Source organism: Pseudomonas sp. UBA1879 (assembly GCF_002338065.1).
Taxonomy (GTDB): domain Bacteria; phylum Pseudomonadota; class Gammaproteobacteria; order Pseudomonadales; family Pseudomonadaceae; genus Aquipseudomonas.
This window is the reverse complement of record NZ_DDHJ01000004.1, coordinates 375,755-387,173: the sequence shown is the minus strand read 5'-3', so window position 1 is coordinate 387,173 and position 11,419 is coordinate 375,755. Positions and strand designations below refer to the sequence as shown.

Here is an 11,419-nt window from a genome sequence, read left to right as displayed (position 1 = left end):
CGTCACTCTCAGCCAGTTTTACACCCTTTCAGCTTTCAGAAAGCTGAAACGACAAAAGGCCAGAGCCAAGAAGCTGTGACCTATAGAAAAAAAAGAGGGTGTTTGCAACCCGCAAAGCTGACCAAACATTTCAGCGTCTCATCAAGGCCAGCATTTGCGCGGCTTGGGTCGGTAGCGCCCTGCATGAAACCTTTTTCATACAGGGTATTCGCCGGTTCGTCAGATCAATTTTTACTGGTGGCTCCGGGCGCTTTATTGCCCGTCGAAGACGGTGCCGGATCAGTGCGCATGGACAGCGCGATACGCTCGGCAGTGCCGATCGGGATCTCGCCGACAACGGTTACCATCGCATCACCTTTGGGCGTGGTCAGGCGACGGGACACCGCCACGGTCGGCCCTAACTGAGTACGAATGTCAGTGGCAGCAGCACCGCTTATAGGCTCGATGAACACCGAGAAGCGAGCCAAGCCGTCGTCATACATGAGGTTGGTCACCAGCGTCTTGGAATCAGGATCCTTGCGCGCAGCCGCGCTGCTCAGCTCGAATCCTGGAGGTAACCAGTCAGACCGCCATGTCACAGGCAGTTTTGAAGGCTCTGACTTGGACTTCGCAACGGTAACCGCCTTGCAGTCTGCGCTCGGTTGAAGCATCGACTCAGTCAGTTGATCTGCGGTATTCAGCTCGGTGAACTGGAAGCGTTCCAGCAGCTGACCTTTGTCGCTCAACAGCAGCGATTTCAGCGGCAAGCCGGTTTGATTATCCAAATGCAGCTCGACGCCGTAGCGGTGCTGATCCCGCGGCGCCAGCATAACGACCGTTGCCGGACGTCCAGCCACGCGGGAACTTCCAGCGACACTCATGTCATACCATGCCGCGAGCTTGGCAGCGTCGAAGGCATGTGAGGGGGAATCAGGAAGGTTCGCAACACCCGCCTCAAGCGTACCGCTGACGCATTGGGTGACCCCATTTACGCGCAGCACTTCTTGAGCAGATCCATCAAGCTGGAGCAGATGCTCACTGACCTTGCCATCGGCAACGCGATGCCAGATCCGGTGAGTGGAGAAGCTACCATTACGTTCGTAGACGAAGGTGCCTTGAAAGCTTTGCTGCTGTTCTGCCTGCGCAAGACGTTTAAGCTGGTCTTGCGCATCGTTGGCATGAACAGGGAGGACAAGCCACCCACCCAGCAAAAGCGGCACTAGAGGGATGGCGCGCATGATCCTCCTTAACGGTTTTCCAGGCTGGCAGCACGGGCGTATGGCAGCGCACTTTCAGTCCCTTTCAACGCAGCTTGCTGAGCATGTTGGCGCAAGTAGCCAGGCAAACGCTGATCGTGCCAGCCAGCCTGATTCTGCAACACACCGCTGGCCATAGGGCCCGGGGCTTGCTCACTTTCAGTGTAGCCCGCCAGCACTGCCGGACCTTTCACTTGAGGCATGGCAATGTTAGTTGGCTGGACCGACTGCTGGGCCAGCTGAGCACCCGCGATATCATCCTGATTGTAGAGACGCACGCCTGCCAGCACCGCGACGGTGACGGAGGCAGCCACCGCGAGGCGACCCAGAGTACGCCAAGGACCACGACCCGCCTTGAGCGGGCTCACTTCGTCGGCAATCGCAGCAGCGACCGCAGCCGAAATGTCCAGGTGTGGCATCAGCAGTTCTTTATGCATTGCTGCACGAGCAATTTGATAACGCGACCATGTGGCACGTGTATCCGCATCGTCGATGGCGTTGAGCACCCGACGTAGTTCCAATTCGTCCGCTTCGTTATCCATCACCGCGGACAGCGATTCCTGCAGGGCTTCACGACTCATGGCGGTTCCTCTCATATGGCTGTCGCCGCTGTCTCAGGTTTCCTGCAACAAAGGCTGCAGGGCTTTATCAATGGCTTCCCGAGCGCGAAAAATGCGAGAGCGCACGGTACCAACCGGACATTGCATAACACTCGCAATGTCTTCGTAACTCAGACCGTCAAACTCGCGCAAAGTTAACGCTGTACGCAAATCTTCAGGCAGTAGCTGGATGGTCCGATGGACGGTGCCTTCGATCTCATCCCTTAACAATGCACGCTCCGGCGACTCGATGTCCTTGAGGCCATGATCGCCGTCGTAGAACTCCGCGTCTTCAGATCTGACATCGCTGTCCGGCGGCCGCCGACCTCGCGACACCAGATAGTTTTTCGCCGTGTTAATGGCGATGCGGTACAGCCACGTATAAAACGCACTGTCGCCGCGGAAATTCCCAAGCGCACGGTAAGCCTTGATAAAAGCCTCTTGCGCGACATCCTGGGCTTCGTGGGTGTCGTGGACAAACCGCACGATCAACCCAAGGATCTTGTGCTGATATTTCACCACTAGCAGATCAAAGGCTCGCTTGTCGCCGCGCTGTACGCGTTCGACCAGTTGCTGATCCTCTTCCTGGGTTAGCATGAACACTCCTCATAGAGCTCAAAGGAGTGTCGCAGAGGCTGCTTCACAGGCTTGCAAACATAGACTCGGGCTTTTCGCAAAAGTTCTCCCCCCTTCAAGCAAGTTTCCGGCGAGCGTCGGTGGCCCGCACGAAAAACGCAGCTCGAACCAAGTCGGCTGCGTGAATAATCTTGTCGTCAAAAGCGCGTGCTTAACAGGGCGAACCCCCTTGGCAATGCGCCGACGCTGTCCCTTTATCGGCAACCCTCTATTGAACGTAGGGCTTTATGAAAAGTTCCCATATTTCGTTGGAGGCTGTAAGACACCACCGTGAAGTTTGTAGGATCCAATTCGAGTGCTGCCCCGATATGGAGTGCCCTTCAAATGGTATGCACGGTGCTGCGGAGTAGCGCACAATCGGCCCCCGCTGTGGTTCACAATGGCCATAAATCCCGGCCATTGTGCCGTTACCACTCCTTACATACTAGTGGCCATATAGAAGCCGAGATAAGAAGCATGAGCCGACACTTTCAACACGACGTCTTGGTCATCGGCAGCGGTGCCGCCGGGTTAAGCCTGGCGTTGACGCTGCCCGACCATCTGCGCATCGCGGTCTTGAGCAAAGGCGACCTGGCCAATGGCTCGACCTTCTGGGCGCAGGGCGGCGTCGCGGCGGTGCTGGACAACGCGGATACCGTTCAATCCCACGTCGAAGACACGCTCAACGCCGGTGGCGGCCTCTGCAATGAAGATGCGGTGCGCTTCACGGTCGAACACAGCCGTGAAGCCATCCAATGGTTGATCGACATGGGCGTGCCATTTACGCGCGATGATCAGTCGGCGGTGGTCGATGGTGGGTTCGAGTTTCACCTGACGCGCGAAGGCGGTCATAGCCATCGCCGCATCATTCACGCAGCTGACGCCACCGGTGCGGCGATTTTCCGCACCCTGCTGACCAAAGCCCAAGCGCGTTCGAACATTGAATTGCTGGAACAACGGGTGGCGGTCGATCTGATCACAGAGCGCAGGCTCGGCCAGACCGGCGACCGGTGCCTGGGCGCCTACGTGCTGGATCGCGCGACCGGTGAAGTCGATACGCACAGCGCGCGGTTCACGATTCTGGCTTCAGGCGGCGCGGCTAAAGTTTATCTCTACACCAGCAACCCGGACGGCGCCTGCGGCGACGGCATTGCCATGGCGTGGCGCTCGGGCTGCCGGGTGGGCAATCTGGAATTCAATCAGTTTCATCCGACTTGCCTGTATCACCCACAGGCCAAGAGTTTTTTGGTGACCGAGGCGCTGCGCGGCGAAGGCGCGTATTTGACGCTGCCGGATGGCGAGCGCTTCATGCAACGTTTTGATGAACGCGCCGAACTGGCCCCGCGTGACGTCGTGGCTCGCGCGATCGATCACGAAATGAAACGCCTGGGGATCGATTGCGTTTACCTCGACATCAGCCACAAGCCGGAAGCATTCGTCAAAACCCATTTCCCGACGGTGTATGAGCGGTGCCTTGAATTCGGTATCGACATCACTCGCCAGCCCATTCCTGTCGTGCCTGCCGCACATTACACCTGCGGCGGCGTTGTGGTTGACCAGCGCGGCCGCACCGACGTGCCGGGCCTCTATGCCATCGGCGAAACCAGCTTCACCGGATTGCACGGCGCGAACAGGATGGCCAGCAACTCGCTGCTGGAATGTTTTGTCTATGCCCGCTCAGCGGCGGCCGATATCGTCACGCAGCTGGCCGTCATCGAACAGCCCAAGAACTTGCCGTTCTGGGACGCCAGTCAGGTGACGGACTCTGACGAAGACGTCATCATTGCCCACAACTGGGACGAACTGCGGCGTTTCATGTGGGACTACGTGGGCATCGTGCGCACTGACAAGCGCTTACAACGCGCTCAGCATCGGGTACGCCTACTGCTGGACGAAATCGACGAGTTCTATAGCAATTACAAGGTCAGCCGCGACCTGATCGAGTTGCGCAACCTGGCCCAGGTGGCGGAATTGATGATTGCCTCGGCCATGGCCCGCAAGGAGAGCCGCGGGCTGCACTACACGCTGGATTATCCGGAAATGCTGCCCGAGGCCGTGGACACTATTCTGGTGCCGCCCACCTTCGCCGAGTGAACTTCAGGCGCAGCCGCAGGCGTCGATGGGCATCCGGCGCCATGCTATCGCTTGGAATGCAGAGACTTCTGACCCACCGCCGTCCCCACCAGCCACCCTTCATCAGACGAAACCTGAGCACTACCATGTGAGGCAGTGCCAGGCTGTCCGGGCGCAGCTGTACCGGCTGCCAGCCTTGCTCATGGTTCCATAACTGCCAGCCGCCATCGTCACGACGCAACTGGGTAAAAGCACGGTCATCATTCAGCAGCACCGATTTTGGCAAGCAGTGAAACCCATGGAGCAGGCACACAAGAACGCCGAGCGACGCAGCCGAGGCTGGAATGTTCAAGCAGTAGAGGCTGATCAGCGCCAGCAACTGCGCGCTGAGGTACGCCAACAGCAACGCCCGCGAGCGCTGCCACCGGCATTCGAAATGATCACTTCGGCTGGACACGGTCCAGGATCATGCGAACCATCCGCTGTAACTCCGGGTCTTCCGATTCGCCGCGCTGCATGAACCAGACGAACATGTCCTGATCTTCGCAAGTCAGGAGGCGAACATAGAGCGCGCGATCAACGTCGTTCAGCGATGGGTAAACCTCTCTGACAAACGGCACCAGCAGAACATCCAGCTCGAGCATACCGCGGCGGCTGTGCCAAAAGAGGCGGTTGAGTTCAATTTCTTCGACCATGGAGCGCTCCTCGAATTTGGCGGCGAGTATACAGGGGAGGCTGTGAGGGGCGAACCCGCGTTTGGTCGCAATGCATTGCATATACCCATAAACGAGGCAGGGCACTATGATGGTGCCCCAGACTTCTACCCCTGCGATGACCCATGGCCGACTCCGCTTTTTTCTGCCCACTCTCCCACGAAGGTGTACTGGCCGTTCGCGGCGTGGACGCCAGCAAGTTCCTGCAAGGTCAATTGACCTGCAACATGGACTATCAAAGCGAGGCCAAAGCCACCCTTGGCGCCCGCTGCACGCAAAAAGGGCGCATGCAATCCAGCTTCCGTATCCTGCTGGAGGGCGATGGCGTACTACTGGCCATGGCCACCGAGCTGATCGAGCCGCAATTACTGGATTTGAGAAAATACGCCGTTTTCTCCAAGTCCAAATTGACTGACGAAAACGCCGCCTGGGTTCGTTTCGGCCTCAGCCATGCCGACAGCGCGCTCGCCAGCCTGGGCCTGGACCTGCCTCAAGAAGCAGACTCGGTGGTTCGTGCCCATGACCTGATCGCCATCCGCGTCTCCCCTGCCCGTGCCGAACTCTGGGTCCGGGCCGATCAGGGCTCGGAAGTGCATGATCGACTGGCTGCACAGCTGCCGGAAGGCACGCTCAACGATTGGCTGCTCGGGCAGATTCGCGCCGGGATCGGACAAGTCTTTGCGCAGACCCGCGAAGAATTCATCCCGCAGATGATCAATCTACAGGCCGTAGGTGGCGTCAGTTTCAAGAAAGGCTGCTACACCGGGCAAGAAATCGTGGCGCGAATGCAGTATCTGGGCAAGCTGAAACGCCGCCAATATCACCTGCGCTTTGAAGGCAGTGAAGTACCGGAACCTGGTGTCGCGCTGTTTTCTCCAGTGCATGCCAGTGCAGTCGGCAACGTGGTGGTAGCGGCCCGATCGGGCTCAGGTATCGAGTTGCTGGCGGTGTTGCAGGGCGATGCGGTGGAAGACGGCAACATTCGCCTTGGTGCGCCCGATGGTATTGCCTTGCAACTCGGCGAACTCCCGTACACTTTGGATGCCAAACTCGAGACAGAGCGTTGAGCCGTCGTCGTCCGCCCCATGCCGCCGTGCAATCAGGGTGTTGACCGGAATGCATTATCCAGAGATCCAATATGAGTAGTATGGCTGACGAGGTGCAGAGGGATCTGATCAAGGCGATCGACAAAGACGCCCTGTTTCTGCCGACACTCCCCGAAGTTGCAATGAGAATTCGCCTTGCCGCCGAAGACTCGGAAATCAGTATCATCGCCCTGAGCAGAGTCATCGGTAGCGATACCGCTCTCTCTGCTCGCTTGATCAAAGTCGTGAACAGCCCGCTGCTACGGCCTAACTTCGAGGTCAGTGACGTTCTGACAGCAGTGCGTCGTTTGGGCGTCAACTACAGCTGCAACCTGGCGATCGGCTTGGTGGTAGAGCAGATGTTTCACGCCAAATCCCACGTCATCGAAACCAAGATGCGAGACATCTGGAAGCTGAGCTTGCAAGTCGCAGGGGTCTGTAATCTGTTGAGCCAACAGCGCGGTCACTTGAAAGCTGACAAGGCGACGCTTGCCGGCCTGATCCACCTGATTGGCGTGCTGCCCATTCTGACCTACGCAGAGGACAATTTTGAGCTGCTGGCCGACGCCGTCAGCCTCAACCATGTGATCGAGCGCATTCACCCGATCATAGGTGAGCGGCTGCTGCGCTCATGGGATTTCCCCGATGCGCTGGCCATCGTGCCCCGTCAGTTCCAAAACTTCAGCCGGGTCTCTGAACAGGCTGACTATGTGGACCTGGTTCAGGTCGCGACCGTGCAGGTGCATGAAGCGACCGGCCGCCCCTACCCCAATCTCGATGTGCAGAACATGCCAGCCGTTAAACAGTTGGGGCTGAACATGGCCGATGGCGGGTTGATCGGGCAGATGAACGACGCGATGACGCTGTTGTATTGAGCCGTTGCCCAATAGCGCGCCGAACCCACTCTGTGGGAGTGAGCTTGCTTACGAAGGCATCATAATCGCTGATGTGCAGCGCCTGTAATTGCCATTTCGTGAGCAAGCTCACTCCTACAGATCCCGTATCCAGGGTTCATGGGTGCACTTCCTACAGCCCCCGCAAACCTATCGTGTTTCAATCTCAGACGCCGCGAACGTCACGCGCACCTTCAAACCCCGCTCAGCGCCGTCGTGCAGCGTGATCTCGGCCAGATGCGCGCGGCAGATTTCGCCAACGATGGCCAGTCCCAGCCCTGATCCGGTGCTTTGCTGATTGCGTCGATAAAAACGCTCGAACACCCGATCACGCTCATGCAAAGGGATGCCGGAGCCTTCGTCTTCGACTTCCAGCACGCAGGGCGCATGCACGCGCAGTACGACATTGCCTCCCGGCGGCGTGTGGGCGATCGCGTTGTCGACGAGGTTACTCAGCAGCTCGTTAAGCAAGGTGGGTTCGCCCTTCATCCAGATCGGCTGGTCGGCTTCCAATGCCAGTGCGATCCCCCGCTTATGGGCCAAAGGGGCCAGCGCCATGCCCAGTTCTCGGGCCAGTTGGCTAAGGTCGAGTAACTCGGCGCCGCCTTCAGCGATGGCACGGGCGCCATTTTCAATCCGCGCCAGTGACAGCAACTGGTTCGCCAGATGGGTGAGCTTGTCGGTGCCGGTTGCGGCGCTTTCCAACGTGCTGCGCCAGGTGGCAGGGTCTTGATCCCGTAGCCCCAGCTCAACACGCGCCTTGAGAGCGGCCAGCGGCGTGCGCAATTCATGGGCGGCATCGGCAATGAATTGCGCCTGGCGCTCAAACTGCATGCGCAGCCGCTCAGTGAAATGATTGAGCGAACTTACCAGCGGGCGCAATTCGTGCTGCACTTGCACCAGCGGCAACGAACGCAGGTCATCGGGCTGGCGCTCTTCCACTGCCGTGCGCAGGCGATCCAGCGGCCGTAACGCGGCGCTCACCGTGAACCACACCAGCAACAGCGCGCCGCTGCCGAGCATGCCAAGACGCAACAAGGTGTCGGCCATCAGACTGCGGGCCATGTTCACGCGTTGCTCCTCGGTCTCGGCCACGCGGATCTCGGCGATCCCGTTCATGTTGGGCTCGCTGACGGCCTTGAGCAGGCTGACCACTCGCACGTCCTGCCCCTGATATCGCGCGCTGTAAAACTTGGCGAGAGCGGGATAGTCGTCAGTTCGCGGCGTGCCAGGGGGCGGCGCGGGCAGGTTTTCGTAGCCGGAAATCAGCTTCTGGTTGATGTCGTTGACCTGGTAGTAAATCCGGCCCGCGCTGTCGTAGGCGAAGGTATCGAGGGCGACGTAGGGCACGTCAGCGCTTAGGGTCCCATCGCGCTCGGACAAGCCCGCGGCGATGGTCCGCGCCGAGGCCAGCAAGGTCCGGTCGTAGGCGGTGTCTGCCGCTTCCCGCCCGTTCCAGTAAGCGCTCATGCCGCTGGCGATCATCAGCACGACCAGCAGCAGTCCCAGGTTCCACAGCAGGCGCCAGCGCAGGCTGTTCTCCGCTGAGGGAAACGGATTAAGCATCGCGGCTTTCCAGCAGGTAGCCGAGGCCTCGGAAGGTAACGATGGCGACAGGATGTCCGTCCAGTTTCTTGCGCAGGCGATGCACGTAGATCTCGATGGCGTCGGCACTCGCCTCTTCATCCAGCCCGAACACGTGCGCGGCCAGCTGTTCCTTGCTCATGACACGACCCGGGCGGGCGATCAACGCTTCGAGCACCGATTGTTCCCGGGAGGTCAATGTCAGTGTCTCGTCACCCAAGGTAAACCGGCGGGTGTCCAGATCGTAAACCAGCACGCCGCAGCGCTGCTGGCGTTCGCCGCCGAGGACGCTACGTCGCAGCAGCGCCTTGACCCGCGCCTCCAGTTCGGACAATTCGAACGGTTTGGCCAGGTAATCGTCGGCCCCCAGATTCAACCCGTGCACCCGGTCCTTCACGTCGCTTCGGGCCGTCAGCATCAGCACCGGGGTGTTCTTGCCCCGTCCGCGCAGCTTGGCCAGCACTTCGAAGCCGTCCATGCGCGGCAGCCCCACGTCAAGAATCGCCACCGCGTATTCTTCGCTGCTCAGGGCCAGATCAGCGGCCACGCCGTCGTGCAGGACATCCACGGTCAGCCCGCTGCCCTTGAGCGCCAGTGCGACGCTTTCAGCCAGCTGCAGATGGTCTTCGACGAGCAGGACACGCATGGATGTCTTCCCTTGGGACGTTTGATGGGGGCGGAGTTTACAGGGGCAGCGCTCCATGTGGAGGTGGGAAATATCTGAAACATCGCCGGTAAAAGTCGAAACGCAAAATCGCGCGCTTCGTGAAAGGTAGTTGAAAGGTTGCTGAAAGCTTCACTGATTAGGATCCGGTCACGACTCGTTACGATTGCGCCCCGTGCAGCCTTCGTGACGCCGGGTCGTGACGAAAAACGCCTTGATGCGTTTTCAACAATAAAAACAATATCGGAGTCCTCGGTGATGCCCTCACTGCACATCTCGGCCATTGCGCCGTCTGAACCCCGTTCCGTTTTTCGCACGCTTCGCCGCTTGGCGCAGTGCGTCGTCACGTCCCCGTTTTTGATATTCGCAGGCGCTTCACGCTGCGACGCCATTGCCTGATCGATCCATACCCAAAAACAACAACTCCATCGGAGACTGACCATGAACTTATCCCTGCGCCGTATCAGCGTTGCCGCCAGTTGCATGCTGGTGGCCACTCAATTGTGGGCCGCCGAGCCGAACCGCCCTGAATGCATCGCGCCTGCCTCGCCAGGCGGTGGCTTCGACCTGACCTGCAAGCTGGCGCAAAGCGCGCTGGTCAACGAGAAGCTGCTCAGCAAGCCAATGCGCGTGACCTACATGCCGGGCGGTGTGGGCGCAGTGGCGTACAACGCCGTGGTCGCCCAACGCCCTGCAGATGCCGGCACGCTGGTGGCGTGGTCCAGCGGTTCGTTGCTGAACCTGGCGCAAGGCAAGTTCGGCCGTTTCGACGAAAACGCGGTGCGCTGGCTCGCGGCCGTCGGCACCAGCTACGGCGCCATCGCGGTGAAAGCCGATTCGCCTTACAAGAGCCTCGACGACCTGGTCAAAGCCCTGAAAACCGACCCGAGCAAAGTGGTGATCGGCTCCGGCGGCACCGTCGGCAGCCAGGACTGGATGCAGACCGCGCTGATCGCAAAGGCCGCTGGCATCAACCCTCGCGACCTGCGCTACGTGGCACTGGAAGGCGGCGGTGAAATCGCTACGGCTTTGCTCGGCGGCCACATCCAGGTGGGCTCCACTGACATTTCCGACTCCATGCCACACATTCTCAGCGGCGACATGCGCCTGCTGGCGGTGTTCTCCGAACAGCGTCTGGACGAGCCGGAAATGAAGAACATCCCGACTGCCAAGGAGCAAGGCTACGACATCGTCTGGCCCGTGGTGCGCGGCTTCTACCTCGGGCCAAAAGTGACCGACGAGGAATACAACTGGTGGAAAGCCTCGTTCGACAAACTGCTGGCCTCGGAAGACTTCGCCAAATTGCGCGATCAGCGTGAGCTGTTCCCCTTTGCCATGACCGGTCCTGAACTGGACACCTACGTGAAGAAACAGGTCGCTGAGTACAAAACGCTGGCCAAGGAATTCGGCCTGATTCAGTGATTGAACCCCACGACTGGTTCTCCATTGACTGACTAAGCGTCGCGCCGCCTGCGCGGTGGCGCGACCAGGAGCTTCCTATGGTCTTGCAACGACTGTTTGCCTTCGTGCTGCTGCTGGTCTGTATTGGCCTGGCACTGATGGCCTGGCCTTATCAGGCCCCTTTTTCCTACGAACCCGTTGGCCCGCGTGCCTTCCCGCTGCTGATGCTGGGGCTGATGGGGGTTTCGCTGCTGTACATGCTGATTCGTCCTACGCCGATCAAGCACACCGAAGACGAGCCGCCGCTGGACCGTCCGACCCTGATCAAAATCGCGATCTGCGTTGTGCTGCTGCTGGTATTCGCAGGATTGTTCGAGCCGTTGGGCTTCGTCCTGAGCAGCATCCTGATCGGCATTCCGATGGCCCGGCTGTACGGCGGTCGCTGGCTGCCAAGCATCGTCATCACCACGCTGATGAGCATCCTGCTTTATGTGCTGTTCGACAAAGTGATGGATGTGCCTCTGCCCCTCGGCCTGCTCGACGTTCTGGAGAATTGA

At 59.4% G+C, this 11,419-nt stretch carries 12 protein-coding genes; 5 read left to right on the top strand and 7 right to left on the bottom strand.

What is annotated here, in order from left to right; genetic code table 11:
- Window positions 1-224 precede the first annotated feature (224 nt).
- The 3 genes from B3N48_RS04890 to rpoE are packed head-to-tail and all read right to left on the bottom strand — an operon-like array spanning window position 225 to window position 2,431.
- Window positions 225-1,217: a MucB/RseB C-terminal domain-containing protein gene (locus B3N48_RS04890; protein ID WP_296180167.1), complete on the bottom strand. Its 993-nt coding sequence runs from the start codon at window positions 1,215-1,217 to the stop codon at window positions 225-227.
- A gap of 8 nt (window positions 1,218-1,225) precedes the next feature.
- Window positions 1,226-1,816 carry a sigma-E factor negative regulatory protein gene (locus B3N48_RS04885; protein ID WP_296180164.1) on the bottom strand — a complete coding sequence of 197 codons (591 nt, stop codon included), beginning with the start codon at window positions 1,814-1,816 and terminating at the stop codon, window positions 1,226-1,228.
- 33 nt (window positions 1,817-1,849) lie between these two features.
- Window positions 1,850-2,431 (bottom strand): RNA polymerase sigma factor RpoE, encoded by a 582-nt coding sequence (rpoE, locus tag B3N48_RS04880; protein WP_037014368.1) that lies wholly within the window; start codon window positions 2,429-2,431, stop codon window positions 1,850-1,852.
- Window positions 2,432-2,926: 495 nt separating this feature from the next.
- Here rpoE and nadB point away from each other — a divergent pair, with 495 nt between their 5' ends.
- A complete protein-coding gene (gene nadB, locus B3N48_RS04875) occupies window positions 2,927-4,543 on the top strand; it encodes an L-aspartate oxidase (protein ID WP_296180152.1) in 1,617 nt (538 codons plus the stop codon).
- Here nadB and B3N48_RS04870 read toward each other — a convergent pair.
- Window positions 4,512-4,979 carry a protein YgfX gene (locus tag B3N48_RS04870; RefSeq protein ID WP_296180149.1) on the bottom strand — a complete coding sequence of 156 codons (468 nt, stop codon included), beginning with the start codon at window positions 4,977-4,979 and terminating at the stop codon, window positions 4,512-4,514. The two genes, nadB and B3N48_RS04870, sit on opposite strands and share 32 nt — an antisense overlap.
- Entirely contained in the window at window positions 4,963-5,217 is a 255-nt protein-coding gene (locus tag B3N48_RS04865) for a succinate dehydrogenase assembly factor 2 (protein WP_110950141.1), read from the bottom strand. The genes B3N48_RS04870 and B3N48_RS04865 overlap by 17 nt, the downstream gene beginning before the upstream one ends.
- A 143-nt stretch (window positions 5,218-5,360) precedes the next feature.
- On the opposite strand from B3N48_RS04865, the gene B3N48_RS04860 reads away from it, so the two are divergent.
- Together B3N48_RS04860 and B3N48_RS04855 are read left to right on the top strand one after the other, a co-directional pair.
- Entirely contained in the window at window positions 5,361-6,302 is a 942-nt protein-coding gene (locus tag B3N48_RS04860) for a YgfZ/GcvT domain-containing protein (RefSeq protein WP_296180144.1), read from the top strand.
- Window positions 6,303-6,373: 71 nt separating this feature from the next.
- The gene (locus B3N48_RS04855) at window positions 6,374-7,195 is read left to right on the top strand and encodes an HDOD domain-containing protein (RefSeq protein WP_296180141.1); all 822 of its coding nucleotides are present in this window, start codon (window positions 6,374-6,376) and stop codon (window positions 7,193-7,195) included.
- Window positions 7,196-7,363: 168 nt separating this feature from the next.
- Here the strand turns inward: B3N48_RS04855 and B3N48_RS04850 are convergent, their stop codons facing one another.
- Both B3N48_RS04850 and B3N48_RS04845 read right to left on the bottom strand, forming a co-directional pair.
- The gene (locus B3N48_RS04850; RefSeq protein WP_296180139.1) at window positions 7,364-8,779 is read right to left on the bottom strand and encodes a sensor histidine kinase; all 1,416 of its coding nucleotides are present in this window, start codon (window positions 8,777-8,779) and stop codon (window positions 7,364-7,366) included.
- The gene (locus tag B3N48_RS04845; protein WP_296180135.1) at window positions 8,772-9,443 is read right to left on the bottom strand and encodes a response regulator; all 672 of its coding nucleotides are present in this window, start codon (window positions 9,441-9,443) and stop codon (window positions 8,772-8,774) included. Before B3N48_RS04845 ends, B3N48_RS04850 begins: the two co-directional genes overlap by 8 nt.
- A 453-nt stretch (window positions 9,444-9,896) precedes the next feature.
- Between B3N48_RS04845 and B3N48_RS04840 the strand changes: the two genes are divergently transcribed.
- Together B3N48_RS04840 and B3N48_RS04835 are read left to right on the top strand one after the other, a co-directional pair.
- Complete coding sequence (locus B3N48_RS04840; RefSeq protein WP_296181592.1) at window positions 9,897-10,883, top strand: Bug family tripartite tricarboxylate transporter substrate binding protein; 987 nt, start codon at window positions 9,897-9,899, stop codon at window positions 10,881-10,883.
- A gap of 77 nt (window positions 10,884-10,960) precedes the next feature.
- Window positions 10,961-11,419: a tripartite tricarboxylate transporter TctB family protein gene (locus B3N48_RS04835; protein ID WP_296180133.1), complete on the top strand. Its 459-nt coding sequence runs from the start codon at window positions 10,961-10,963 to the stop codon at window positions 11,417-11,419.

Coding starts and splice junctions, on each gene's coding strand:
- B3N48_RS04890 (WP_296180167.1), bottom strand. CDS start 1,217: ATGCGCGCCATCCCTCTAGTGCCGCTTTTGCTGGGTGGGTGGCTTGTC.
- B3N48_RS04860 (WP_296180144.1), top strand. CDS start 5,361: ATGGCCGACTCCGCTTTTTTCTGCCCACTCTCCCACGAAGGTGTACTG.
- nadB (WP_296180152.1), top strand. CDS start 2,927: ATGAGCCGACACTTTCAACACGACGTCTTGGTCATCGGCAGCGGTGCC.
- B3N48_RS04855 (WP_296180141.1), top strand. CDS start 6,374: ATGAGTAGTATGGCTGACGAGGTGCAGAGGGATCTGATCAAGGCGATC.
- B3N48_RS04845 (WP_296180135.1), bottom strand. CDS start 9,443: ATGCGTGTCCTGCTCGTCGAAGACCATCTGCAGCTGGCTGAAAGCGTC.
- B3N48_RS04835 (WP_296180133.1), top strand. CDS start 10,961: ATGGTCTTGCAACGACTGTTTGCCTTCGTGCTGCTGCTGGTCTGTATT.
- B3N48_RS04865 (WP_110950141.1), bottom strand. CDS start 5,217: ATGGTCGAAGAAATTGAACTCAACCGCCTCTTTTGGCACAGCCGCCGC.
- B3N48_RS04885 (WP_296180164.1), bottom strand. CDS start 1,816: ATGAGTCGTGAAGCCCTGCAGGAATCGCTGTCCGCGGTGATGGATAAC.
- B3N48_RS04850 (WP_296180139.1), bottom strand. CDS start 8,779: ATGCTTAATCCGTTTCCCTCAGCGGAGAACAGCCTGCGCTGGCGCCTG.
- rpoE (WP_037014368.1), bottom strand. CDS start 2,431: ATGCTAACCCAGGAAGAGGATCAGCAACTGGTCGAACGCGTACAGCGC.